The organism is Streptomyces sp. NPDC088254 (assembly GCF_044740925.1).
GTDB lineage: Bacteria > Actinomycetota > Actinomycetes > Streptomycetales > Streptomycetaceae > Streptomyces.
Window position 1 is genome coordinate 442,092 of the sequence record NZ_JBIURQ010000005.1, and the last position, 22,716, is coordinate 464,807.

At 68.4% G+C, this 22,716-nt stretch carries 20 protein-coding genes, 6 pseudogenes and 1 riboswitch; of the genes and pseudogenes, 12 read left to right on the forward strand and 14 right to left on the reverse strand.

Going from position 1 to position 22,716, the window contains the following annotated elements:
• The first annotated feature begins 35 nt into the window (after positions 1-35).
• Positions 36-230 carry a hypothetical protein gene (locus tag ACIOC0_RS17835; RefSeq protein ID WP_402155895.1) on the forward strand — a complete coding sequence of 65 codons (195 nt, stop codon included), beginning with the start codon at positions 36-38 and terminating at the stop codon, positions 228-230.
• Positions 231-284: 54 nt separating this feature from the next.
• Here the strand turns inward: ACIOC0_RS17835 and ACIOC0_RS17840 are convergent, their stop codons facing one another.
• Positions 285-1,385, reverse strand: a complete 1,101-nt coding sequence (locus tag ACIOC0_RS17840) for a hypothetical protein (RefSeq protein WP_402155896.1) — start codon at positions 1,383-1,385, stop codon at positions 285-287.
• 724 nt (positions 1,386-2,109) lie between these two features.
• Between ACIOC0_RS17840 and ACIOC0_RS17845 the strand changes: the two genes are divergently transcribed.
• The gene (locus ACIOC0_RS17845; RefSeq protein ID WP_402155897.1) at positions 2,110-2,292 is read left to right on the forward strand and encodes a hypothetical protein; all 183 of its coding nucleotides are present in this window, start codon (positions 2,110-2,112) and stop codon (positions 2,290-2,292) included.
• Between the two features lie 111 nt (positions 2,293-2,403).
• Here the strand turns inward: ACIOC0_RS17845 and ACIOC0_RS17850 are convergent, their stop codons facing one another.
• Positions 2,404-2,859, reverse strand: a complete 456-nt coding sequence (locus ACIOC0_RS17850) for a hypothetical protein (protein WP_402155898.1) — start codon at positions 2,857-2,859, stop codon at positions 2,404-2,406.
• 289 nt (positions 2,860-3,148) lie between these two features.
• Here ACIOC0_RS17850 and ACIOC0_RS17855 point away from each other — a divergent pair.
• Positions 3,149-3,840 (forward strand): annotated as a pseudogene (locus ACIOC0_RS17855) (transposase family protein).
• A 28-nt stretch (positions 3,841-3,868) separates the two neighbouring features.
• Here the strand turns inward: ACIOC0_RS17855 and istA are convergent.
• A pseudogene (istA, locus tag ACIOC0_RS17860) lies at positions 3,869-5,041 on the reverse strand (IS21 family transposase); the annotation flags it as partial.
• Positions 5,042-5,139: 98 nt separating this feature from the next.
• Here istA and ACIOC0_RS17865 point away from each other — a divergent pair.
• Positions 5,140-5,718, forward strand: coding sequence for a helix-turn-helix domain-containing protein (locus ACIOC0_RS17865; protein ID WP_402155899.1), 579 nt, complete (start codon positions 5,140-5,142; stop codon positions 5,716-5,718).
• On the opposite strand, the gene ACIOC0_RS17870 is transcribed toward ACIOC0_RS17865, so the two are convergent.
• Entirely contained in the window at positions 5,687-6,127 is a 441-nt protein-coding gene (locus tag ACIOC0_RS17870; RefSeq protein WP_402155900.1) for a hypothetical protein, read from the reverse strand. The two genes, ACIOC0_RS17865 and ACIOC0_RS17870, sit on opposite strands and share 32 nt — an antisense overlap.
• A 313-nt stretch (positions 6,128-6,440) precedes the next feature.
• On the opposite strand from ACIOC0_RS17870, the gene ACIOC0_RS17875 reads away from it, so the two are divergent.
• Positions 6,441-7,172: a 3-keto-5-aminohexanoate cleavage protein gene (locus tag ACIOC0_RS17875; RefSeq protein ID WP_402155901.1), complete on the forward strand. Its 732-nt coding sequence runs from the start codon at positions 6,441-6,443 to the stop codon at positions 7,170-7,172.
• A gap of 273 nt (positions 7,173-7,445) precedes the next feature.
• Here the strand turns inward: ACIOC0_RS17875 and ACIOC0_RS17880 are convergent.
• Positions 7,446-7,673 (reverse strand): annotated as a pseudogene (locus tag ACIOC0_RS17880) (GNAT family N-acetyltransferase); the annotation flags it as partial.
• 60 nt (positions 7,674-7,733) lie between these two features.
• Positions 7,734-8,198, reverse strand: a complete 465-nt coding sequence (locus tag ACIOC0_RS17885; protein ID WP_402155902.1) for an SRPBCC family protein — start codon at positions 8,196-8,198, stop codon at positions 7,734-7,736.
• A 46-nt stretch (positions 8,199-8,244) separates the two neighbouring features.
• Here ACIOC0_RS17885 and ACIOC0_RS17890 point away from each other — a divergent pair, with 46 nt between their 5' ends.
• The 4 genes and pseudogenes from ACIOC0_RS17890 (at position 8,245) to ACIOC0_RS17905 (ending at position 12,207) form a co-directional block, all read left to right on the forward strand.
• Entirely contained in the window at positions 8,245-8,853 is a 609-nt protein-coding gene (locus ACIOC0_RS17890; RefSeq protein ID WP_402155903.1) for a TetR/AcrR family transcriptional regulator, read from the forward strand.
• A gap of 1,042 nt (positions 8,854-9,895) precedes the next feature.
• A pseudogene (locus ACIOC0_RS17895) lies at positions 9,896-10,042 on the forward strand (IS5/IS1182 family transposase); the annotation flags it as partial.
• Between the two features lie 398 nt (positions 10,043-10,440).
• Positions 10,441-11,343 carry a tetratricopeptide repeat protein gene (locus ACIOC0_RS17900; protein WP_402155904.1) on the forward strand — a complete coding sequence of 301 codons (903 nt, stop codon included), beginning with the start codon at positions 10,441-10,443 and terminating at the stop codon, positions 11,341-11,343.
• A 96-nt stretch (positions 11,344-11,439) separates the two neighbouring features.
• Entirely contained in the window at positions 11,440-12,207 is a 768-nt protein-coding gene (locus ACIOC0_RS17905) for a transposase (protein ID WP_402155970.1), read from the forward strand.
• On the opposite strand, the gene ACIOC0_RS17910 is transcribed toward ACIOC0_RS17905, so the two are convergent.
• Entirely contained in the window at positions 12,197-12,478 is a 282-nt protein-coding gene (locus tag ACIOC0_RS17910; protein ID WP_402155905.1) for a hypothetical protein, read from the reverse strand. The two genes, ACIOC0_RS17905 and ACIOC0_RS17910, sit on opposite strands and share 11 nt — an antisense overlap.
• 172 nt (positions 12,479-12,650) lie before the next feature.
• Here ACIOC0_RS17910 and ACIOC0_RS17915 point away from each other — a divergent pair, with 172 nt between their 5' ends.
• Positions 12,651-13,346: a hemerythrin domain-containing protein gene (locus ACIOC0_RS17915; protein WP_402155906.1), complete on the forward strand. Its 696-nt coding sequence runs from the start codon at positions 12,651-12,653 to the stop codon at positions 13,344-13,346.
• 61 nt (positions 13,347-13,407) lie between these two features.
• A pseudogene (locus ACIOC0_RS17920) lies at positions 13,408-14,034 on the forward strand (hypothetical protein); the annotation flags it as partial.
• 279 nt (positions 14,035-14,313) lie between these two features.
• Here the strand turns inward: ACIOC0_RS17920 and ACIOC0_RS17925 are convergent.
• The 5 genes from ACIOC0_RS17925 to ACIOC0_RS17945 all read right to left on the reverse strand — a co-directional run bounded on the left by ACIOC0_RS17925 (position 14,314) and on the right by ACIOC0_RS17945 (position 21,158).
• The gene (locus ACIOC0_RS17925) at positions 14,314-15,444 is read right to left on the reverse strand and encodes a TniQ family protein (RefSeq protein WP_402155907.1); all 1,131 of its coding nucleotides are present in this window, start codon (positions 15,442-15,444) and stop codon (positions 14,314-14,316) included.
• Between the two features lie 6 nt (positions 15,445-15,450).
• Positions 15,451-16,695: an AAA family ATPase gene (locus tag ACIOC0_RS17930; protein ID WP_402155908.1), complete on the reverse strand. Its 1,245-nt coding sequence runs from the start codon at positions 16,693-16,695 to the stop codon at positions 15,451-15,453.
• Positions 16,692-18,944, reverse strand: a complete 2,253-nt coding sequence (locus ACIOC0_RS17935) for a transposase (RefSeq protein WP_402155909.1) — start codon at positions 18,942-18,944, stop codon at positions 16,692-16,694. Before ACIOC0_RS17935 ends, ACIOC0_RS17930 begins: the two co-directional genes overlap by 4 nt.
• Position 18,945: 1 nt before the next feature.
• Positions 18,946-19,773, reverse strand: coding sequence for a TnsA-like heteromeric transposase endonuclease subunit (locus ACIOC0_RS17940; RefSeq protein ID WP_402155910.1), 828 nt, complete (start codon positions 19,771-19,773; stop codon positions 18,946-18,948).
• A 230-nt stretch (positions 19,774-20,003) separates the two neighbouring features.
• Complete coding sequence (locus ACIOC0_RS17945) at positions 20,004-21,158, reverse strand: phosphoribosylaminoimidazolecarboxamide formyltransferase (RefSeq protein WP_402155911.1); 1,155 nt, start codon at positions 21,156-21,158, stop codon at positions 20,004-20,006.
• A 30-nt stretch (positions 21,159-21,188) separates the two neighbouring features.
• A riboswitch (ZMP/ZTP riboswitch) is annotated at positions 21,189-21,277 on the reverse strand.
• A gap of 354 nt (positions 21,278-21,631) precedes the next feature.
• On the opposite strand from ACIOC0_RS17945, the gene ACIOC0_RS17950 reads away from it, so the two are divergent.
• The gene (locus ACIOC0_RS17950) at positions 21,632-21,733 is read left to right on the forward strand and encodes a DUF6233 domain-containing protein (RefSeq protein WP_402155971.1); all 102 of its coding nucleotides are present in this window, start codon (positions 21,632-21,634) and stop codon (positions 21,731-21,733) included.
• A gap of 15 nt (positions 21,734-21,748) precedes the next feature.
• Here ACIOC0_RS17950 and ACIOC0_RS17955 read toward each other — a convergent pair.
• Positions 21,749-21,970 (reverse strand): annotated as a pseudogene (locus ACIOC0_RS17955) (tetratricopeptide repeat protein); the annotation flags it as partial.
• Between the two features lie 21 nt (positions 21,971-21,991).
• A complete protein-coding gene (locus tag ACIOC0_RS17960; protein WP_402155912.1) occupies positions 21,992-22,702 on the reverse strand; it encodes a hypothetical protein in 711 nt (236 codons plus the stop codon).
• Positions 22,703-22,716 lie beyond the last annotated feature (14 nt).

Genomic DNA, 22,716 nt, shown 5'->3' on the forward strand with positions numbered 1-22,716 from the left:
AGGGATCAAAAACACCTACTGACTGGTACGAGGAGATGCATGAGAGACAGCGCAAAGCGCATTCCTCATGGCGTATCCGGGTCGAGCACGGCATCGCCCACCTGAAAGACTGGCGTGCTCTGACCAGCCGCCTCGGCCGCCGTGAGCACATGAGCGACACAGTCCAGGCCGTCGCCGGACTGCTGTCCCACCAGCAGACCGCGGACGAGACTTCGGTACGGCAGACGTGAACCCGTCGCCCCACCGCCATCTCGACGTCTCACTGCCTACCGTGCACGAGCTCGCTAGAAGAGGTCGGCCGAGACGCCCTGCGTGTCGAGGATCGTGCGCAGCCACGGGATGCGCACGGCTGGTAGCCGGACCAAGGTGTTCTGGAACGTTCCTCGGTCGGCCCGGAACAGGTGGTTGGGGAGCAGCGGGAGCGGGTCGTCGCGGAGTACGTCTTGGGGTATGCGGCCTGATGCGGGAGCCGGCAAGTACGGCTGGGGAGAGACCAGCCACAGCCACACCCCCAGCGGCAGGGGCACCAGGTATGCCGACGCAGTCGGGGCGGCAGGGGTCCAGGTCTCACCCGTCTGGGGATGGACCGGTACGAGGAGGATGTCGACGCCCGCGTCCGGGGAGGGCTGTCCCGGGCCAGCCAGGACGGCGCGCCGATTTCGGGGGCCCGCCGGGAGCAGGGCGTCGAGCGCACGTTGGAACACGTCCGCGGTCAGACCGCCCGGGACCTTCACCGGCTGCCCTTGGGAGGCAACCAGAAGGTGGGCGAGCGCCTGGCCGGCTGCCGCCTCCCACTGCGGACTCCACGACCAGTAGTGGTTCGACCCCAGCCGTCCTCCCCACGTGGCAATCGGCTCGAACGGGGGCGTTTTCTCCCCCTTCTCTGCCAGCTCCGCCCAGGAGAGGGGCGCAGCGTGGATACCGTCAATGGGGACGCGGTGCACGGCGTCCGAGCTGAGCCGCACTGCCTGCCAGAGCGAGCAGTCGTCGACTCTGGTTGCCACGGGGAGGTCGCATGCCTCGCAAGCCATGTTGGGCCCGTCGGCTCCGTCCAGGCCGCAGCAGGCACCGCCGCGCTTCTCAGGAATCAGCCGGGTTCCACGGATATCACCAGGCGCGATGACACTCGCCCCGGCCGTGCTGTCGGACAGGGCATACACCGGCGCGTAGATGCCGCGCGCCTCCGCCTCGCCCGGATCGATCTCGTCCCACATCCGCCACGGCCCACCCCAGGGGTCCGGGTCTACGGCAAACGTCCCGGACTCCATGAGCACCGGAAGCTGGGCCCCGTTCCCGTACTTCTGACGGGCGTGGACTGGCAGTGAGACCTGGGACAGCGGGGTGGTCAACTCTGCGCTGCATCCCGCACACACGAAAACGAACAAATGTCCTCCGCCTGGGAAACAGGCGCATCTTCCCAGCTCGCCAGCAGCCTGACAACATGATTTCTCGTCCGTTGCGGGAACGGCACCTGCCACCGCCGTTGAGTATCAGCGCAGCGGGCAAGTGCCAGCCGCCGCCTCTGACTACGGCAAGCGACTCACTCAGTTTTCGAATTCCCCGTGGGCTGTGGCGCCGTCCGAAGTGGTGAACATCTGCTGCCCATCCTCGTGAATGAAGCCACGTGCTCGTGGTGGTGCTCGGACCGGTGCCCAGTGAGCCGCGCGTCGTGCTCATGGCGGCAGTCTCCCGCCAGGTGCCCCGCGCAGTGGGCGACAGCGGCCGTACGTCATTCCGGTGACGTACAGCGGCTGTGGGGCGCGTCCTCGAGGAACGCGGTCGGGTTAGCTTGCGGTTCCGTTCGGTCGCGTACCAGGGAAGACCTACCCCACAGCCAAGTTGGGACACGGTGTGCCGTAGGCGTACCCCTTCGCGCTGGAATATGTGGCTGACCCTTGCATGCCGCTTTCCGAGCCGGTTTGCTCCTCTCGTCCTGCCGACGGGCTCACTGCCCGGGGTTTTTCATGCCTGGTCCTGTCTGTCACCGAGTGAGTCCTGCGAAGGGGGAGGGGGGTTGCGGCGCTTGCCCCCGCTTCCGGCACTGTCCGACCTGTCGGGGTCGGACGGGTTTTTTCCCGCGCCACATCAGACCGACCACTTGGAGGAGCAGTGAGCAATGAGCAGCGCAACCAGCAGCCGTCCGTTCCCCAGCAGCAGCAGGAGCAGGCACCGGCACAGAAGAACCAGGTCCGAAGCGAGATCGTGCAGAAGGGCACCCTGGCCGCGATCAGCGGTCTGTGCTCGGGAGCGGCCCGAGCGATCCTCACCCGATTGTTCAGCGACGGCTCATGACGCCCGCGCGGAATGGTGGTCGCACCGGCGCCTGGAGAGGTCCTCCACCAGTGATTCTGGATGGAGGACCGCTCCTCCGGCACCGACCAGTGGAACTATTTGTAGGAGTGCTCACGCGGCGGGCAGGCCGGGCAGGGCGTACGTCGTGCGGCCGTCCGTCATGGTGGTGTGCTCGATCCAGCCGTCCGGCAGGGAGAGCGTGTGGTGGCGCAGACGACAGCCGGTGGCCCGCATGACCGGTGAGAGATGGCAGGGGTCCACCTCCTCGACCCGAAGGCTCGGCGCGTTCGTGGTCGGGTTCTTCTTCCCTGCGACGGCGATCGGCAGGCGGCCGGCGGGGGTGAGGGACAGCGGGGTGATCCGCCAGATCGAGCCGCGGCCGGTGGACAGACTGGCCTGCCCGAAGCCGCTTTCCCCGCGTGGCCTCATCGGCTCGCCGTTGGTGCCGGTCAGCCCCCGGAACAGCTTCTCGGCGCGGCCTTGGTTGACGATCTGGCCGGTGTTGATGGTGAAAGCACGGAAGAAAATCAGGCTGGGCGGGTATCCGGCCTGCCGCAGGGCGTCCACGTAGTCGGCGACGACGAGCCAGTGGGCGCGGAAGACGCTGGCAGATGGATGACGGTGGCCCTACTTGGCGCCGGCCTCCGACACGTCGTTCGTCCCATGCTGGCACCGCCTCTTATTGAGCCTTTTCAGCGTGGCCACCGATCGGGTGATGGCCTTGGTGCCGCAACGGACGGGGCTCCCGTGCCGTTGGGTGAGGTGTTCGAAGTCTCAACCTGCCGGTCCAGGAGCCCTGTCGGTTCCCTATCCTGCCGCACTCGACCTGCCTCATGCGTTGGTCGAGTGGGTCACGATGCTTATCGTCACTCGTGAGGGTGACCGCCGCTGCAAGCTCCCGCCGCACCAGCGTGCACTCGTCGCTCTCGCCTATCTGCGCAAGCACGACACTCTCGCGCAGATCGCCGCCGGGTCGGCATATCCGTCGGCACCGCCCACGCCTACACCACCGCCGTCGTGCAACTCCTCGCCGACCGGGTGCCGGGCCTGCTCAAGACCCTGCGCGAGCACGACCCGGACTACGTGCTCCTGGATGGCACCCTCAACGAGTGCGACCGCCTGGGCGACGGACGCGCCGACTACTCCAACAAGCACCGACGCCACGGCGTGAACATGCAGGTCGTCACCGATCCCGAAGGCCAGCTTCTGTGGATCTCACCGGCCTTGCCGGGCCGTGCTCACCATCTGACCGCCGCACGCACCCACCGCATCATCCGAATCTGCGAACGCCAGGGCGTCCCGATCGTCGCCGACCGCGCCTACATCGGTGCCGGCTCATGGGCCACCACCGCCATCCGCCGCCCGCCCAACGGCGAACTGTCACCGACCGAACAGACGCTGAACCGGGCACTCGCCCAGGCCCGCGCTCCTGTCGAACGAGACGTCGCCCGCCTGAAGTCCTGACGAATCTTCCGCCGGAGCCGCTGCAGCCCGAACCGCATGACAGACATCGCCGCCGCGGTCCTCGCCCTGGAGAGGCAACGCTGAAAAGGCTCATTGACCCAGTCGTACATGGCCTCGATGAGCGCGTCGGAGGGCGTGCGCCTCTCGGCCTCGGTGAGCGCTTCGAATCGTCCGTGACGGTCGAGTGCAGCATGACCTGGGACTTCGTGGCCCGGATCTCCACCAGTTGCCGGGGGCGGACGCGGCGGGCGGGCACCGAGTAGAGGTTGCCGCCGAACGCGACCAGGCAGTCCTTGCCGACCGGCCGCAGATGCCGCTCGGCCACCAGATACGGGGTCGGCGGCAGCGGCTTGAGGGCCGCATGGTCACGGGCCGCCCGCTCCCCGATGACCTCCCGGTGCGTCTTGTGGATCTGTGACCTGCGCTGCGGGACCCAGGCGGTGAAGGCGGCGTCCATCTCCTCGATCGAGGAGAAGGCCCGGCCGGACAGGACGTGGTCGCGGACGATCAGCACCTGGCGTTCGACACGGCCCTTCCCGGTGGGCCGGTAGGCGGCCAGGACGTCGATGTCGAAGTCGTAGTGGCCGGCGAAGCCGACCGCTTCCGGGTGCAGCGGAACTGCCTCGCCCGGGGCCACGTGACGGCGCACGACGGTCTTGGTGCGGTCGTAGACGATCGTCATCGGCACCCCGCCGAAGTGCGCGAATGCCCGGCGGTGGCAGTCGAAGAAGGTCTGCAGGTCCTGGCTGGTGGTGAAGCAGCAGAACGGGTCGCGGGAGTATGACAAGGTCATGTGGAACGAGTAGACCTTCGCGATGCCCACGTGGGCGAGGACCTTGCCCTCGTCACCCCAATCCACCTGGGCCTGGGCGCCGGGGATCACCTCGAACCGGCGGTGCATGCCCGCCAACTCCTTTGGGGTGATGCCGAGTTCCTCGGCGATCCGGGGACGGGCTTCCTGGACGTAGAGCTTGACGCGCTGGTAGTTGCCGGTGAACCCGTACTCCGCGGCCAGCCGCTCGTGGATCACCGATGCCTTCATCAGGACCTCGGCCCGCAGCATCGAGTCGATCAGCGGCGCGAACTCGTCGATCTTCCTTGCCAGGGACCGCCCTTTCGCCGACCGGCGCGGCGGGGTCGCCGGGCCCGGCGCCGAAAGGTACTTGCGGACCGTCTTGCGGTCCAGCCCCGTCTCCCGGGCGATCTCCGACAGGCTCATCGCCCCGGACTCCAACAGGCCGCGGAATCGCCGCAGTTCCAACCAGCGATGCGGATCCAAAACCACCGTCGACCGCCCCTCCGCCACTTACACCGACCAAGCAGCAGAGTGCCGAGCAGCACCCGTCAGCGCATCAGGAACTGGCCGCGTTCATCCGTACGCGGGTGGGGACGTTCACGTGTACGCCGACAACTGCCGAACGGCAGCAGTTCCGCGAGGGGTTACGGCTCAAGGCGGCCGAGAGGTTCGCCCGGGGCGAGGCGAGTTCGGTGATCGCCAAGGACCTGCGGGTCAGCGTCCGCTCCGTGCAGCGATGGCGGCAGGGGTGGGAGAAGGATGGGCCGCGTGCTCTGCGGTCGCAGGGGCCGGCGTCGTTGCCGAGGCTGAGCGAGAAGCAGTTCGCGCAACTGGAGGCGGAGCTGGCCAAAGGGCCGACCGCGCACAGCTGGCAGGACCAGCGCTGGACCCTGGGCCGGAGCCCTCAAGCTCCACACCGCCGCGCCTCTTGCCCTGCTCCTGCGCGTGCTCGGTCACCGCGGCCTGGACCCTCGGCGAGGTTCCGCCAGGCCTGCCATGCGGCCTCGAAGGCGGGCGCATCGTCCTGGTCATGTAGGGCGCGGACGGTTGCGTGTGCTTGGTCGGCGGTGCGCTGCATCTGCACCAGTTCTTCGAAGGTGTGTGCCACGTGCAGGGATCCTAAGTGTGCCAGTGCTACGGGCAGGCACCGCCGCGCGGGCGTGTAGTGCGCGGCCGCAGCTCCTGGAGAGTGAGGGGAGCTGGGCCGCCGGCGCGGGCGGTACGCTCCAGTTGGCGTACCCCGGCCGTGGACGCGCTCCAGGCCGCCGGTCCCCAGCCCTTGGCCGTGGAGGTAGCACAGGCCCAGGTCGCCGTCGAGGGCGGCGAGCAGGGCCGCCACGCTGCGGATCTGGTGGGAGCACAGGGCTCGCTGTACCTGGTGGCCCTGCTTGTCGTGGCCGAGCAGATCCGCTCCAGTGCCGCAGCGCCCAGGTACGCGCACTGTCGACAGGGGTCGGCCGGCAGCTCGGCCTTCGCTTCACTCAGGAGCCGTTTGTACTCCTCGGGGTGCGCGGAGATCAGGCGCCGGACCGCGATGTCCTCCGCCTCGAAGTAGGTCGGCTCCCACCTCGCCATGCCCTCACCGTACGCCCGGCTCCGCGGTCAGGACTCGGCGATGCGCGGGTCTCCGCCCCCCCGGGAGCGGAAGGTGACCCCGGCATCGGCAAGCAGGCGGTGCACACCTGTGCAGGAGCGCCCGTCTCCTGCGCCGGTGCGCGGATACTCGTGCCGAAGTCGTTCTTCTTCAGGTCCTGGGCCTCCTTCAGGTACTGGGCGAACCGATGATCGGCGCCAGGGCCTGTATGGGGCCCTGATCGCGGGGAGTCGACCCGCCCCGAGTTCGGTCGCCTGCCGGAGAGAGCCGGGTGCGACCTGCGAAGATGGCGCCATGCTGCAGGTGTGCCTCAACGGTGCTCGAAGCCGTGCCGAGTGTTCCCGTTTGCCGGTGACCCCCGACGAGCTGGCAGTGGCGGCCCGTGAGGCTGTCGGCGCCGGCGCCGAGGACGTGCACCTGCACCCCAAGGACCGCGCGGGTCAGGACACGTTGGAAGCCACCGCCGTCGCCGCCGCTGTGAGCGCGGTGCGGGCTGCTGTCCCAGGCATCCCGGTTGGGGTCACCACCGGCGCATGGGCCACGGCAGACCCTTACGTCCGTGCCGCGCACGTCCGGTCCTGGACCGTGCTGCCTGACCACGCCTCCGTGAACTGGCACGAGGACGGCGCCGCCGATGTTGCCGCGGCCTTGCTGGACCGGGGGATCGGCATCGAAGCCGGCATCTACTCGGGTACCCCCGCGGCACGACGGTTTCTGGACTGGCCCGGATCTCGCCGAGTCCTGCGCGTCTTGGCCGAGATCACCGAGGCCACCCCTCGGGACGCGCTCCACGCCGCAACTGGCCTGCTGAATGAACTCAAATCGGTTGCCGTCCCCATTCTCTTGCACGGCGAAGACGCCACCGCGTGGCCCGTCCTGCGACTTGCAGCCTCCCGCCACCTGGATGCCCGTATCGGCTTGGAAGACGTGCTCCATCTCCCCGACGGCACCCCCGCCTCAGGCAACGCCGCCCTCACCCGCGCAGCACGCCAGATCATCCAGCACACACCGCAGCGCACGCCGTAGTGAGTCGTGGTCACATGCTCCGCGTGAGGTCCTTGATCCAGAGCATGGAGGCGCGGAGGTGGAGGCCAGCGAGTACAGCCCGGGCGCGGCGGGGCCGGCCCCGAGCACGCGTCGCCCGGCGAGCGGTTGCGCAGGCTTCCGCTCGGTGGCGGTCTGGACGGCGGGCAGGCGGTCGGCGGTGAGCTGGGCGCGCGGTGCCGGTGCCGGGTCGGTGTCTCGGGCGCGGGAGGCATCGGCGTGGACGGGTCCGGTGCCCAGGGGGGCGGCGGCCGGTCATTGCCCGAGCGTCTCGGCTGCGGACAGAGTTATCTTCCCCGACCCGACGTCTCGCCAGGTGCCGTGGTGGCGGCCGATGCGTTCACGGGTGCCGATGATGCGGAACCCGGCGCGGTGGTGCAGGGCGAGGCGGGCGGTGTTCTGGGGGAAGATGGCGGACTGCACGGTCCAGATGCCGACGGCGTCGGTGGAGGCGAGCAGGGCGGTCAGCAGCGCGAGGCCCACCGTGGCAGGGCTCCCGGTGGGTGTCAGGCCTGCGCCGGGGAGAACGGGTTTGTACCGCTGTCAGGATTCGGCGGCGGACACGTGGCGAGCCAACTCGGTGGCAAGGCGTCGCATGACCGTGCGGTTGGCGTGCCGCATCATGGTCCGCACGACTGGGGCCAGCAGCCGGTCGGCGAGAGGGGCGTGCACCCAGGTGTACGTGAACGAGATGTGGGTCCCACCGGTTCGCAGCGGTTCGATGGCGTAGGTGCCGTGAGCCAGTCGCCGACCGGCCGCGCTGACGTTGTGTTCGACGATGCGCCGCGGCGCATCGGCCTCGATGACCTTGATAGTGACATCGGTCTTCGTGCCGCTCAGCGCGGCGGTGACGGTGGCGCACGATCCGATGCCCCGGGCGGGGCCGCTGTAGCGCCAGTTGGTCAGGTAGTGGTCGGTGAACCGCTCGTGGTGGGCCATGACGTCGAGAAAGCCGTAAACCTGTTCGGGAGTCTGAGGAACGTCGATCCACACGGTGACAGGCTTCATGTACCACACGGTACATGCGGCATGTACCGATTGGTACAGTCGTGACGTGGTCACCATTGATGACTCGCACCCCGAGGGCGAGGCCGTGCAAGGCGCGCACGGGGATCGGCGCGCACAACTGCTGGACGCGGCTGTCGACCACGTGGCGGCACACGGCATAGCGGACCTGAGCCTGCGCGGGCTGGGCACCGCGATCGGTGTCAGTCACCGCATGCTGATCCACTACTTCGGTTCCAGGGAACAGTTGCTCGTCGAGATCGTCCGGACGTCGGAGCGACGCCAGCGCGATGTGCTTTCCCGGCTTCGCCTGGAGCCCGGTCTCTCGCCCGCCGATGTCGCGCGGCTGCTGTGGCGGCAACTGGCGGACCCTCGGCTGGCCGGTCAGGAGCGGCTCTTCTTCGAAATCTGCGGGCATGCGCTGCGCGGCCGCCCCGAGGCCGCCCCGGTCCTCGAAGGGCTGGTGACGGACTGGCTGGAGCCGCTCGTAACAGCCGAGGTCGGTGCGGGGGCGGAGCCTGACGCGGCCCGGAACCGGGCCAGGCTGGGACTCGCCACCGTCCGCGGTCTGCTGCTCGACCTGCTCGCTACCGGTGACCGCGCCGGCGTTGACGCGGCGATGGAGGAGTTCCTCCGGCTGTACTACGGCTGGGAGTGACGAGTCATCGGTCAGGCAAAGCGGCTGGGCCAGACATCGTGCAACCGTTCGAATTATGGTCCCGGAGCTCCGCGTGCGCCTCGACCTGCTTCGTCGGCTTTCTGGGACCCATAAGAAGCGTCTGGAGAACCATCACATTTCGACTTGGCCGCCCACCCCTGCGTCGGCCGGGGGTGTTCACGGTGGTGGTGAGTATCGGCTCGGGCAGCGGGTCCGGTGCCCAGTGGGCGGCGGTCGGTCATTGCCCGATCATCGCGGGTGCGGACGGAGTTCTTCTTCCCCGAGTCGGCCGTGTGCTTCGGGCTGGGCCACGATGCGCTGTGACGGGCGCGTGCGAGGGGGTGAACTTCGGTAAGCACCTGACCGTGGTCCTGGCGGCGGTGCTGCCCCGGGGTGAGCGGAGCGCGCCGGGTCCCGGCGGAACCGGGCCGGTGCTGCCCGTAGGGGTCTCCCAGGGAAGTTGTCGGCCGGCGCTGAGCCTCGCGCGGCATCCCTTGACCAGCAGGTCAGACCCTTGACCACGGGCCTGGCTGCTGACCGGCTGCGGCAAGTTGTGGAGCGACTTGTAGGGCATGTTGTAGAGCTACTCCGAGACGGCGGCGTTCTTCCGTATCGCCAACCTGGGCGGTTCGGCCGACAGTCTGATACGCGTCACCTCGCCCGATCGTTCCCCGTGGCATCTCGCTCGCCCGGCACCGAATGAACGAGGGGAACGGGGCTTACCGCACCGGCATCGATTCCGTCGCGATACCGGCGGGTGGCAGCCTCGCGATGTCGCCACAGGGGGTGGATCTGACGGTGCCGCTCCGGCCGGGAAGTGGAGTTCGGGCGATCTCGTGCCGTTCGCTCTGGAGTTCCGGCGCAGCGGCCGGGTCAAGGTCCTCGTCGTGGCAGTGTGTCTCAGGCCCAGAGTTGGCTGCCCCAGCGGGTCAGGATCAGCATGGCGATGATGCCGATGTGGGTGACCGGGATGACCCAGGTTACCGCCGGCCCGCACCCTCGGTTGCGGTCCTGGCGGCCGGGCTCGGGCCGGAGGCCTTCCTCTCACCGCAAGGTCCACGCCCGCGTCGACCACATCTTCGCCCGCATGAAGAGCTGGAAGATCCTCCGCGACTGCCGCCTCAGAGGCGACGGAGTCCACCACGCCATGCCCGGCATCGCCCGCCTGCACAACCTCACCCTCACCGGACGAGAGACAAACAAGCAGGTCAACCTGCATGCCTTAGGGCATATACGGGACAACCTCCAGGGCGGCGAGTGGACCGTGCCACTTGGAAGTCGCCGTCACCATCGACAGTGCGTCCTGACGAGCGGTAGACAGGCCATCGGGCCCCGGACATCCCATCGGAGGTTTGGGCCCGGACGTGTGACCGGCAGGCCGTCAGGTTGCGGGTGATGCCACATCCGCACCTTCCTGGGCCAACCCGAACGCCACCGCCGCGCTGATACCGCGGCTTTCTCGCGTGATCAAAGCCATGTTCGCAGGCAAGCACGGTGTCTGGCGGTAAGCCGCCGTGACGTTCGATCACTCCCATTCCGGAGTCGACTGGTCGCATAGGCGGCGCGACCGATACGCAACGCACGGTTGTGGAAGAGCTTTCTTCCATCTGTCGCCGACGCGATTATGACTGGAGATATTTATCGAAGTCGTGGCGTCCACCTGCGGTCGTCATAGCGCTCGCTGCTGTCGGCTCGATTTTCATACCGGCCGGCGAGGTATGGCGGTGGGGTTACCTGCTCGGGGTGCTCTTGGTCCTCAACGTGTTGGCCCGACGGGCGCACCGCGATGTGCCGCTGGGGTTGGCTATGGCGCAGTGGATATGGGGGACTGATCATCCGCGCGTCGTGCGGCTGCGTGTCGCGTGGGCGGCGCAGCTCTCACGGCAGGGCCGTATAGGTTTAGCGGTAACCCAGTTGGATGACATCTTGCCGGGCATGATCGAGGTGTGGGGGCCGGACCACCCGGAAACGCTGACGGTCCGCGCTATGCACCTGCGCTTGAGGGGCGATTACGGCGCATTGCCCGGCCGAGTCGCGGCTTTAGAGGAACTGACCGGTGAGATGCTCCGGGCCATGGGGCCGGGCCACCCGGAGACGTTGGCGGCCCGCGGCCTGATGGCAAAGTGGCTTGACCAGGATGGTGACACCAACAGGGCCCTGGCCCTGTACGAAGATGTCGTCAGCGTGAGCAGCGAAACGTTGGGCGCAGGTGACACGCTCACGTTGCGTGCCCGTAGGGCACTGATCGAGCTGCGTTACATCACGGCGAGTGATGCCAACAACATGGACGGCAGGTATGCGGCTTTGGACGAGATGACCGACGCCGTGCGCGACATGCTGTGGGTGCTCGGCCCGGCACACCCGATAACTGTAGGCTCCCAGCGCACTCTCGATCTGTGGATGGAAGAGACTCGCGTAGACATCGCCCTCGGCAAGATCAGGCCGTTCGACGCTCGCCGCAGGGGAGAAGCTGATCCCGGCAGCGTCTGACTGCCACCGAAAGGGCAGGTGACGGCGTCTTTAAGGCCCGGGACTTGGCTAGAGGTTGTCCGGTAACCCGTGTGGCGGTTGCTGCGTTGCCTGGGCATCGGTGGGGTGATCTCAACGGATGATCCGAAGTGGATCGAGCCGTTCTCCGGGCTGTCCGAGGTGCAGTTCGCCAGGCTGGTGGCGTTGGTACGGCGCCGTGGCGGCGACGTTCAGCGCGGCCGCCCCTGGCGACTGCCGCTCAAGGACCGGGTGCTGCTGGTGGCCACGTACTGGCGCACGAACCTCACATTGCGGCAGGTGGCGCCGCTGTTCGGAGTCTCGAAGTCCGCGGCGGACCGCATTCTCGATCACCTCGCGCCCCTGCTGGCCATCTCGCCGGCCCGTCGACCGCGCAAGGACACCATCTATATCGTCGACGGCACCCTGGTGCCCACCCGCGACCGCAGCATCGCCGCTTCCAGCAAGAACTACAGGTACTCGACCAACCTGCAGGTCGTCATCGACGCCAACAGCCATTTGGTCGTGGCGATCGGGACCCCACTGCCCGGCAGTCGCAGCGACTGCCGGGCCTTTGCGGAGTCCGGTGTCGACCGGGCCTGCCGAGGCGCCCCGGTCATCGCCGACGGCGGCTACCAGGGCACCGGCCTGCTCATCCCGCACCGCAAACAACGTGGTCAGACGCATCTCAGCCCGCAGCAGGAGGCGGAGAACGCCGTCCACCGCCGGGCACGGGCCCGGGTCGAACACGCCCTGTCCCGGCTGAATAATTGGAAGATCCTGCGCGACTGCCGGCTCAAAGGCACCGGCGTTCACCAGGCCATGCTCGGCATCGCCCGACTTCACAATCTCGCGCTCACAAGATGAGCTGGCTCGGGTTCACAGCGAAGGTGTCCCGTCCATCCGGCGTCGTGACCCCATCCGGTGAAGTGGAGATAGTCACGACTCCGTCGCCGGCCGTCGCCTCGATGTCGCCCTGGACCTCGCAGGCAACCGTGACCTTCACTGGGTAGACCGACTCGGGGGTCAGCTCAGCGAACCGCGCGAAGATCGAGCTCTTGTCGATCAAAGACCAACGTCGGCCCGGAGCGTCAACGAACTGAACCTCGATGATGCCGGGAAACGGCTCGTCATGCACCCAACGAACCGCTTTAACACCGCAGCTCAGGCACTCAGGCTCCCTTTTAGGTCCGGCCCCCAGCGACAACGAGCGCCAGTATGCCTGAGCCCCCGGGCCTCGTTACGGGACAACCCTTAGGCTGCGGGTTCTCCGGAATGATCACCGTTCCCTCACAGAAGTGGACCCCCCGATGCCTACCACCGCCGGTCCGTTCACCGCCAACGAGCGCCTGGACCCGCAGGAGATGGTCGTCCTGCACCGCGTCTTCCGCCGCGAGATCCCGCTCCTGGCCGACCTGATCGAAGCCGCCGCCCCGGGCGACCGGCGACGCACCGCCGTACTCGCCGACCACCTCGACCTGGTCCTCGGCGCCCTGGGCGAGCACCACGAGGGCGAGGACGATTTGCTGTGGCCCAAGCTGCGCGAGCGCGCCGCCCCCGGCGACAGCGTCGTCTCACGGATGGCCGGCCAGCACGAGGCCATCGCCGACGCGCTCGCCGCGGCCACCGAACTGTCGCACCGCTGGCGCGCCCAGGCCGACCGCGACACCGCCCTGCTCCTTGCCGAAGCGCTGCGCACACTCGACCGGCACGCCGCGGCCCACATGGACGACGAAGAAGAGCACCTCCTGCCCCTGATGGCCGACCACATCACGCCCCGTGAGTGGACCGAGGTCGGTGAACGCGGACGCCGCAGCGTCCCCAAGGCCAAGCTCCTGATCTTCCTGGGCGCGATCCTCGAAGACGCGACCGCACAGGAACGCCAGCTGTTCCTCTCGCAGATGCCCGTCCCCGCCCGCCTCCTGTGGCGCACCCTCGGCGCTCGCCTCTACAAGCGCACCACCGCCCGAGTTCGCCGAAGCGATGCCACGCTCCCCCGGACGTAGCACCCCGACCCCACGTGCAGGACGCCGGACGTCTGAGCCGTAGCCGACGGCGAGGGTGGGGCGCCGCGTCCTGGCCGAGGAACACCACTGGCGCGCCAGCCAGCCGGGGGCAGTGCAGGGCTGGGTCCTCGGCACCGGGCGGGCTGGGCCGCTGCAACTGGCTCCGGTATACCGGGCGCTGCGCAAGGCCTTCGAGGACGGAAAGCACGAGCCAGGGGCGGCGGACTTCTACTACGGCGAGATGGAGATGCGCCGCCACGCCGACGACATCCCCCGCAGCGAAAGGGGGCTACTGACCGCCTACTGGGCGCTGTCCGGCTACGGCCTGCACGCCTCCCGGGCCCTGGCCTGGCTCGGCGTCGCCATGCTCTTCACCATCGTCCTGCTGATGGCCTTCGGCCTCGCCCAGGACACCCCGAAGCAGACCGCGACCGGCACCGTCCCGGCCGGCGGGGGCAAGGTCACTTTCGAGATCGACAAGGACGATCCCCAGAACCCCACCGGCGACCGGTTCACCGGCAAGCGCTTCGAGAAAGCCGTGAACGTCACGCTGAACTCGGTGGTGTTCCGCGCCTTCGGCCAGGACCTGACGACCGCCGGCACCTACATCGAGATGACCTCACGCTTCACCGAACCCGTGCTGTTGGGCCTGGCCGTCCTCGCCATCCGCAACCGCGTCAAACGCTGACAGCCCTGCCCCGGCCAAGCGTGGCCCTGTGCAACGTTCGACGGAACCGTTCACGTGCCCTACTTGCCTGCACCGTCGATCATGCCTCTGAGCTGCACAGAAGCGACCCCTTAGATAACGCCGCTCGTCGCCACGCTCAGGGTTCGATGGCACGCGCTCAAGCTCCGATGTCACGGAACAGCGAGGCCCCGGAGGTGTGACCTCCAGCGATAGTTGGCCAGAGGCGGTGGCAAGACCGCTGGTGACCGGGTTGTGCTCAAAGACGGTTGGCCATTTTGCTCAGAGATAGTTGGCCACTGCGGCCTCGACGTCATCGCGGAGCTGCGTGGAGGCGTGCTTCTTGAGGTGGAGCCAGGTGCGTCCCCACTGCTTGGACGACTTCGCTGGTGCCGAGGGCAGCATGGTGCGCAGGGCCTCCCGGAGCGCTGGTCGTTCCAGGGCGAGCAGCGTGGCGGCTCCGTCCAGGAGGATGGCGGTGGCGACGGCAGAGCGAGGTGGGGCGTCCCACCTCAGTCTTTCCGCGTGGTCTTTTCTCTCGCCGGCTCGTCGTTTCAGCTGATCGACGTGCTCATCGAGTGCGTCCGACAGTCCAGTGGGTGTGAAGTGCCTGCCCTGCGGCCAGGTGGCCTGGAGGATGGCCGACATGACGCGTAGCCCGGTGAAGTAGCGGCTGGCTTCGAGTGGGTCGGTGGCTTCGTTGAGTAAGTCGGTGATCCGGTTCTGCAGACGCCAGAGCGAGGGGGTGATCTCGGGCTGAGGGGGCTGCGCGGCCATGGAATCGAGGCGGGCTCCGCAGAACTGGCGGGTCGGGGTGAGCCCTGTTTCCCGGTTGCGGCACTGGGCCGGGTGCAGACCGCCGTGGGGAGACAGCGGCAGGAGCCGGCTGCCGGCCTGGTCGAAAGCGTGGGCTGATCGTTGGCAGCGTGGGCAGCCATCCCGGAGGAAAGTCTGATGGTCCTGGCAGATGAAGATCACCGGCAGGCGCCATCGGATTTTCCAGGGGCCGCCGTGCCGTTGCTGAATCACTGAGCCGTCTCCGAGGAGGCAGCGCGGGCAGTACCGCGTGAAGGCGGTGAACACCCAAAGGTCGTAGGGGAAGAACCGGTTGGGTCGCGGGTGCAGGGACATGGAGATCGGTGGGTATCGCTCGCTGTCGGGTGCAAGGGTGAGACGTGCGGCTTCGACGGGAGTGAGCTGGGTGGCCTGGGCGAACGCCGTGAGGCGGTCGCCCAGGGCAAGAAGGAGCCGGCCCGAGGTGTAGGAGCCTTTGGACGTCTGGAGGCCGGTTCGTGCGAACAGCATGGTGGGCGACAGATCCAGGCGGTGGGACAGCCTCAGGGTGAGCCCGGGCAGTCCTTCCCCGGGCAGCGGGGCCAGGGCCCGCGGCAGCGGTTCAGGGAGTCGTGACACGGCTGGTCACCGGTCCGCGGCGGCGGGGCCGCAGTCGTCGAGGACGGTGTTCCGGGCGGCTTTGCCCGGCGTCCTCGGCATGGAGGATCCGGGGATGGAGGGGACCTCCCCGGCTTGTGGGTCGCGGTCGGGGTCGTCGAGACTGAGGATGATCTCGTCGAGCAGGTCCTCGTCGAGGGTCTCCTTGCCGCTGTCCATGGCTTCTTGGCAGCCGTCCTCGATGAGGCGTTCGAGAAGACCGACGACGCCATCGGTGCGGCGCATGAGGTACTCGGGCATGGTGCCGGCCGTGAGCAGGCCCGGCTCTGCCTTCAGCAGCCGCAGGCTGTCCTCCAGGCCGGCGAGGTGGTCGTGGAAGGCGGCGATCTGGTCGGGGGTGGTGTAGCGGAAGCGGTCGAGTTCGACCACGTCGAAGCGGCGTTCGGTCTGCGTGGCCTCCAGCCCGTGGACGCGCGTGTGCGTGGACGGTGGCATCACCCACTGGCGAGTCGTGGCATCCCAGTGTCCTTGCCGTAGGAGTCCCGAGCCGAGGATGTCGACGCCAACCAGGACCAGCGTGACGTTCATGCTCATCAGGGCGCGGATCAGGTCCAGGGTGTCCTGGTCGTCGGCCCGATGCATGCGCAGGCGGGTGATGTCGTCCAGGATCAGCGCCTGGGTGCCGTGGTCGTCCAGTGAGTCGGCGACTTGGCGGATCAGCTGGGGCAGGGTCAGCCGCCGGTTCTCGGCGCCGAAGAAGTTGAGGATCGCCTGGCAGGCACCCTTCGGCTTGGCGGTGACGGGTGTTTGGACGTAGGCGACGGGAGCGTGCAGGTCCCGGGCGCCGTCCACGGTGTTCGGGTTGAGGTGATCATGCAGGGCCAGCCAGGCGTCCTCGAAGGCGGCGGCGACCTCGCAGACCGTCTCCGTCTTGCCCTGATAGCCCCAGCCTGTCACCATCACCCCGGCCCGGGTGGATGGCCGTGTCTTGAGCGCGTTGTTGCGCAAGCGGCGGTTGACCAGCCGCGACACCTTCAATGACATGGGCGTTTCCTGCAACGGCAGGTGGACGTGGGTCGCGGTCCGGTGTAAGTCATAAAGCGACCGTTCGCGCGGGCTGAGCGCCTTCCACTCGGCGAGGGACAGCCTCGGCGCGGGAACGAACGAGCGGCGGTTCGTGCGCCAGTCCTGCCAGCCCGTGTAGGTGTCACGGCGCGGAGCCTGCCGCAGCAGCGCCTCAGCGAGATCACTTTCCGGGATGGCGTGACTCACCTGTGCTCCTCGCGTCGGGCGACGGCTTCGGGTTCGTCCTCGTCCGGCGGCAGCAGGAACAGCGTCCGGCGCCGTAGCGTCTCGCCGAGTCGTGGCGGACGGGTGGGCCGCCGCCCCGCAGTCGCGGCCTCGCGTCTGCGGCGCCGATCAGCATCGACGCTGTCCTGAATGGTGCGAGCCTGGTCGGGCCAGGCCAGCACCTCCGCGTCACCGCCCCGGCCGGAAGCCGTGGCCGGCGCCCGGTCGACCGCGACCGCCTCGGCCTGCGCGTGCTGCCGGGACCGTCTGCTGCGTTCACGCTTGGTCATCTGGGTCGGCCACTGGGCGACCGGGATGGCGGAGCCGAGCAACTCCAGCAGGACCGGGAGGAGTTCGGCATCGGAGCGGGGAGCAAGGCCCCGTCTGCGGGCTTCGGCGAGCAGCGTCTCGGCGGCGCGGTCGGAGAATGCCGGGATCTCGGTCGCGCGAGGTAGCCCGGTCCAGCTCAGCACGTGCCAGCGGTCGGGCTCGGCGTCGTCCTGGAAGAACACGGTGCGCCGGTCACGGCGATCCGAACGGATGAGCCACTTGCCCTTGTGCCGGCCGCCCCGGGTGGAGGGCAGGTGGAAACGCGGGTCGTCCAGGACGACGGCGTGATACCAAAGTCCGCCGATCTTCACCCCGCGCCGAGGGTGGATCTTGACGTAGTGGGCCTTCAGAAGGCGGTAGTAGAGCTCCGGCCTGGGGATCTGCAGGGCGAAACCGCCTTGCTGCATCGCCGCGGCGAACAGCGAGTTGGGGCTGTGATCCTCGCCGGGTCCCCAGGCCGGGGCGTACTCGCCCAGGATCCGGTTCTGCCATATCTTCACCACCCAGGTCGCGATCAGGTGCTCCATCCGGGACATCGACAACACCGCGTCGGCTTCCGGGTCGGAGCCGCGGTCGGCGACGTCCGCCCCGGTGAAGCCCAGCAGGTGCTCCAGCAGCAGACTGTTGATCGCGGAGAAGGCCCGCTCGACGGCGAATTTGTCCGTGGGCCGAAGTGTGCGGGCGGGAAGGATGTTGCAGCCCAGCGTCCGTTCCGCTTCCACCACGTGGTGGTTCTTGTAGGGGCTGCCGTGATCGGTGGTCACCGTCTCCGGGGCGAAGAACGGCAGAGCCGCAACCCGGTGTCCGGCGAACTGGGCAACCACCGTGGCCGGGACGCCCGGGTATGGCCACTCCATGTCCTCGCCCCAGTCCTCGCGCATCGGCAGCGGCAGCATTACGTCCCGCAGCAGCATCGCGATGTCCACCGACGTGTCCGACACCAGCGTCAGCCGAAACGCCACGATCGAGTGGGTGAACAGGTCCAGGGCCAGCGTGAGCATCACCGAGACCGGATCGCCGAACACCGACTCGCGGACCTTCACCGGCAGCGGCGTGGTGTCCAGGGCAACCACCTGGCCCGGCCGGTGCACGACCACCCGCTGCGAGGCGTCCCGGGCGGCGTCCGCGGAACGGACGTAACGCTGCCGGGCGCCGTCCGGCCCGAACCACTCCTTCCAGACCGTCCGCAGGGTGTTGCAGCATGGCACCTTCTCGGGCGGAAAGCCGGGGAACTTCTCGCGCATGTACTGATGGAGCAGGCGATGCTTGGCGCGCATGCTGATCCGCGACCGCTGGAGACTCTCCCTTCTCACCGCGAAGATCGCTTCCCGGATCTCCTCGGTGATGCTCGGGTGTCCGCCGCCCCGCCGCATCCAGCGGCCGTCCGCGCAGCCAGCCACGATGTCGTGGGAGCTGGCCGTGGCCAGCCGCCGCAGGGTGCGCTCGCTCATCCGGTCCAGTCCCAGCATGGCGGCCTCTTCCGGGCCGAGCGCCTTCAGTTCGGCGGCCTTCGCCCGGCGCCGCTGGGCCAGCGTCGTCCGCTCCGGATCGTAGGCCGGTCGCGGCTCACCCGGCAGAGCCCGTGATGCGTGACCGCCCCGGTAACCGGTCTCCGCCTCCAGCATGTGCGCCGCCCGCAACCGGGCCCGCTCTAGCTGCGATTCGGTCAGATCCGCCGTCCCCGCCGGCGGGTGCGGGCGTCCTTCGGATATCGGAGACACCCGCAAAGGACGGCAGTCCGGGTGGTGCATCAGCCACCGGATCGGCCGTCGCTGGCGCTCTCCCGCGCCGTCGCGCAGAACGATCCGTCCCAACTGCGGTTCCACCGCGTCGATGGTCCACTCGACCCCGTTGAGACGCACTGCGCCGCCCGCCGCCAGGTCCAGCAGCTCCCCTCGCATCTCACCCCTCCCGGCCCTTGCCGCCGGCCCAGACCAGCGAGCCGTCGCCCAGAGGCTTGCCCAGATCCACGGCGAGGCGCCGGTGCCAGAGCAGATGCAGGAGATGGGCGCGGGCCACCACCGGCCAGTCCATTGCTGCGGCCAACTCGCCTAAGGCCAAAGGCTGTCCGACCACAGCCTGCAGCAGCGGCTCCTGCACTTCGAGGAGATCCTCCAGCGGCCGGCGCTGGGCCGACAATGCATCCAGCCCCGCGAACACATGCGGACGCCACCCCGACACCACCGCGTAGCGCCAGCCGCAAGCCGCAGCCGCTTCCCCAGCCGCGGCGAACTTGAGCGCGTCGTCCAGGCCGATCAAGCGAAGCGGGCGGACATCGAACAGCCACCGGCCGCCGCCCGGCCAGATCACCAGGAAGTCCGGCGTGTGCGCAGCGCGGCCACCAGCGTGCTCGAACTCCAGCCGGAACGGCTGTGGCAGCACCTCGGCCACCCGCAGAAAGTCCAGTGCCAGCAGCAGCCGCTGTTCCTCCAGCGACTCAAACCCGTGATGGCGCCCCGTGGAGACCATGAACTGCAGTCCCGGCCGGTGCCGCTGACGAGCCCGCCAGGTGAACCGGCGCACCGGCTCGGACCCGAACACCGGCACTGCCACCAGGTCGCAGACCGGCCAGACAACCTCATCGCCCGCGAATCGCCAGGCCGTCATCCACCGCCGCAGCCAGCCCTCGCCCCGTACCAGTTGGTCCCGGACCTCGTCGGCGATCACGTACGGAGCGATCAGCTGATCCAGTCCGCAGGTATCCGATCGCACCCTGGCCTGCGTATCCACCTCACCAGGACAGCATCACCGCAGGTGCATTGGAACAGACTCCGTCAACATGCTCACTTCGCGCGCTGGCACGATCGCCAAATGTGCCGAAGTTGTCCCGTGGCCGTCGATTCTTGCCGCCAACTGACCGTTCGGCGTGGACAAAGTCTTCGTATCTCGCCACCGGGCCGCTCGGTTGGGACAGCCGCCGCCCGGCCCGGGGAGCATGCCTCGCGGTCGGAAGAAGGCCGTCAGTGATGGAACAGCCTCAGCCCGTTGCGTGCCAGCGTGATCCCGTGCTCGCGGCAGGCTTCCTCAACCTCGGCGGATCGGATGGATCCCCCTGGCTCCGCGATGTACTCAACGCCGTGGCGGTGGGCGTGATCGACGTTGTCGCGAAACGGCAGGGCGCCATCGGAGGCGAAAGCCACCCGATCAAGGCGTTGAATCCATTGAGCGCGTTCGTCCGCGGGAAGTTCCCCGGCCGGTGTAGAGAGTGCCTCCGCCAGGCGCCGGGTCTCCTCCGACGTGAGGTCGCCTTCGATGAAGCGGATCTGCCAGTTGATCCGGTCCTGGCGCCGGATACTGGGGCGGAAGGAAAGCGCGCGGACGCTGGGGTGGCACCGGAGCCACCAGGTGTCGGCCTTGGCACCGGCCAGACGGGTGCAGTCGACCCGGGACTGCTGACCGGCACCGATTCCCAGCGTCATGCCGCCGCGCAGGTAGCACACGGAATTGGACTGGGTGTAGCGCAGGACTGCCAGGCCCAGCAGCAGGTCCGCCACGGCCGTCTCAGAGAGCACGTCGTCTGCGACGCGCAGGAGGGAGGCAGACAGCTCCACCTCGTCATGCTGTTGGGCCAAACGCAGGCCGAAGACCTCCCGCGCTTCCTCGCGCGGAGACACGAAACCGTCGTCCGCCTCCATGATCAGGAAACGACCGTTCTTCTTCTTGCTGAGCCGCTCGACGGTGCCCGGCGCATACCCGGGAGCAACGATGCCGTCGCAGATCATGTCGGCCAGCAGCTCGGCGAGCTCGTCATCGACCGGATGCGAGACAGCGGCAAAGTCGCCGTACGAGGATTTCGGATCGGCATCCCGGGCCCGCAAGTAGGCACTGGCCAGCGCGCCGACCTCGTGACCAGCGACGCCGTAGAGCTCCGCGGTGACCTCATCAATGGCCCCGGAGACGGCCGCACCCGCAGGCGAGACATGCTTGAAGGAAGCGGCTGCCGGCCTGCCCAGGGCCTGGCCAGCCTCGCGTACGAGTTGCCATCCGTTCAGCGCGTCCAGCATGTTGATGAACGACGGCTCTCCGTGCAGCAGCCGGACCGGCCACCTGCCCGGCGTCACCGGTGCCGCGTGCGCAGCTTCCTGTTGCGGGTTGATTCCGTAGCGCAGCTTCACGTCATGGCCTCCTCAGCGGGACATCGCTGACGGAGACGCCCAGGCGGTCGACGCTCACATCGGAACAGACACGGCCGCTCCCCGGTGGTTGTCCACCCGCGCCAGTCACGGCCGGGCCCAACTCTATCGGCAGGCGAAACGCCAGGCTGATCTTTCGCAAGCAACAGCCTCCGACAGCGCAGGACACACGTGGCCAAGTATCGCTGCGCATGGCCAACTATCGCTGAACATCACAGGAGGGGGCACCGTCGGCCATCTCCTAGAACCGAACATATGATCGATTCAGTTCCTTCGCGTATCGCGCAGCTCCGTTTCCTGGAGCGGGTGCAGTTGCGGGACCTAGAGCGAACCCGGCGCTGGATCGCCGAAGAGGAGCGCCTGCTCCGGAGTCGCTGCTCGAACACGGCTTCAGCGGGCAGTCGCCGCCGGTCTGCGTCCACGTCGGGAACTGCTAGAACGCGGCCAAGAGATCGGTGGGTATATCCCAGGAAGGTGCCCGACGGGCGCTCTCCGAGGGAGTGGCCGCGTGCTCGCACTGCCGTCCCGACACCGCGCTCGGCTATGTAGAGGGCTGATCGGTCTGGGCCCAGAACCCGCTCTCGGTCCCTGAGGGTGTCCTCTAGGAGAGAGAGGGAACGGGCCGCGTCACCTTTGTACTCGTACGCCCGTGCAAGGTTGTTGCGCACGGCGAGGGTTTCGGGATCGGTCTCGCCCAGCTCCCGTGCGTTGTAGGTGAGGGCGCGTTCGTAATAGGTGATCGCGCGGCTGATGTCACCCTGGCGGGTGAGAAAGAGGCCGGCCTCGTTGAGCACCCTTCCGATGTCTCGAAGGTGTCAGTCTCGGGGCGCGAGTGGTCGATGAAGGCGTCGATGTGCGCCGTCAGAGCCCGCCAGGCGGGCCAGGTGGCGGGGTCCAGCGACGTGGCGGGCAGCGCCCGCCTGCAGGTGGGCGGCCGCGGCCCGGCGGGCCCGTTCGACGAGGTCCGGGGTGCGGTGAGGGTCGCGGGGATCGGCGGTGCGGGTCAGGGCCTGCACGAGCCGGTGTACGGCGAAGGTGCCGGTGCCGGGGTCAGCAGTCACCATGCTGTAGGCGGTGAGCAAGCCGAGGGCGCCGGTGACCTCTGGGGTGCCTGGCACACCGCCGAGGAGGCCGACGGGGATGCGGTCGGGGGCGTACCAGGCCAGTAGACGCAGCAGGTCGGTGGCCAGGGGCTGCGTTTGCCGGATCCGGTCCAGGGTCAGATTCCAGGCGCGGGCGACAGTGCGTTCGCTGTTGGCGCCGGGGACGCCGCCGGCCCCGAAGAGGTCGGCCGGGTACCGGGCCAGTAGAGCGAGATAGTCACGGGGCGTCAACAGTGGGGCTTGTGCGAGATAGGCGGCAGCCTGCTCGACGGCAAGGGGCAGGTGGCCGAGCTCGGCGCACAGTTCGGCGGCGCCGTCCATGTCGCGCGGGCCGGCACCAGCCGTGGCGACACGGGTGAGCAGCGCCAGTGACGCATTCTCCTCCAGGACTCCAGGCGGACCACGGTGGCGGTGTCGTGCCACACGGTCGCGAGCCT

Excerpts from the sequence above, each read along its gene's own strand:
- ACIOC0_RS17835 (WP_402155895.1), top strand. The coding sequence starts at position 36 with ATGCATGAGAGACAGCGCAAAGCGCATTCCTCATGGCGTATCCGGGTC.
- ACIOC0_RS17870 (WP_402155900.1), bottom strand. The coding sequence starts at position 6,127 with ATGGCGAGGTGGGAGCCGACCTACTTCGAGGCGGAGGACATCGCGGTC.
- ACIOC0_RS17875 (WP_402155901.1), top strand. The coding sequence starts at position 6,441 with ATGCTGCAGGTGTGCCTCAACGGTGCTCGAAGCCGTGCCGAGTGTTCC.
- ACIOC0_RS17885 (WP_402155902.1), bottom strand. The coding sequence starts at position 8,198 with ATGAAGCCTGTCACCGTGTGGATCGACGTTCCTCAGACTCCCGAACAG.
- ACIOC0_RS17915 (WP_402155906.1), top strand. The coding sequence starts at position 12,651 with ATGCCTACCACCGCCGGTCCGTTCACCGCCAACGAGCGCCTGGACCCG.
- ACIOC0_RS17935 (WP_402155909.1), bottom strand. The coding sequence starts at position 18,944 with ATGCGAGGGGAGCTGCTGGACCTGGCGGCGGGCGGCGCAGTGCGTCTC.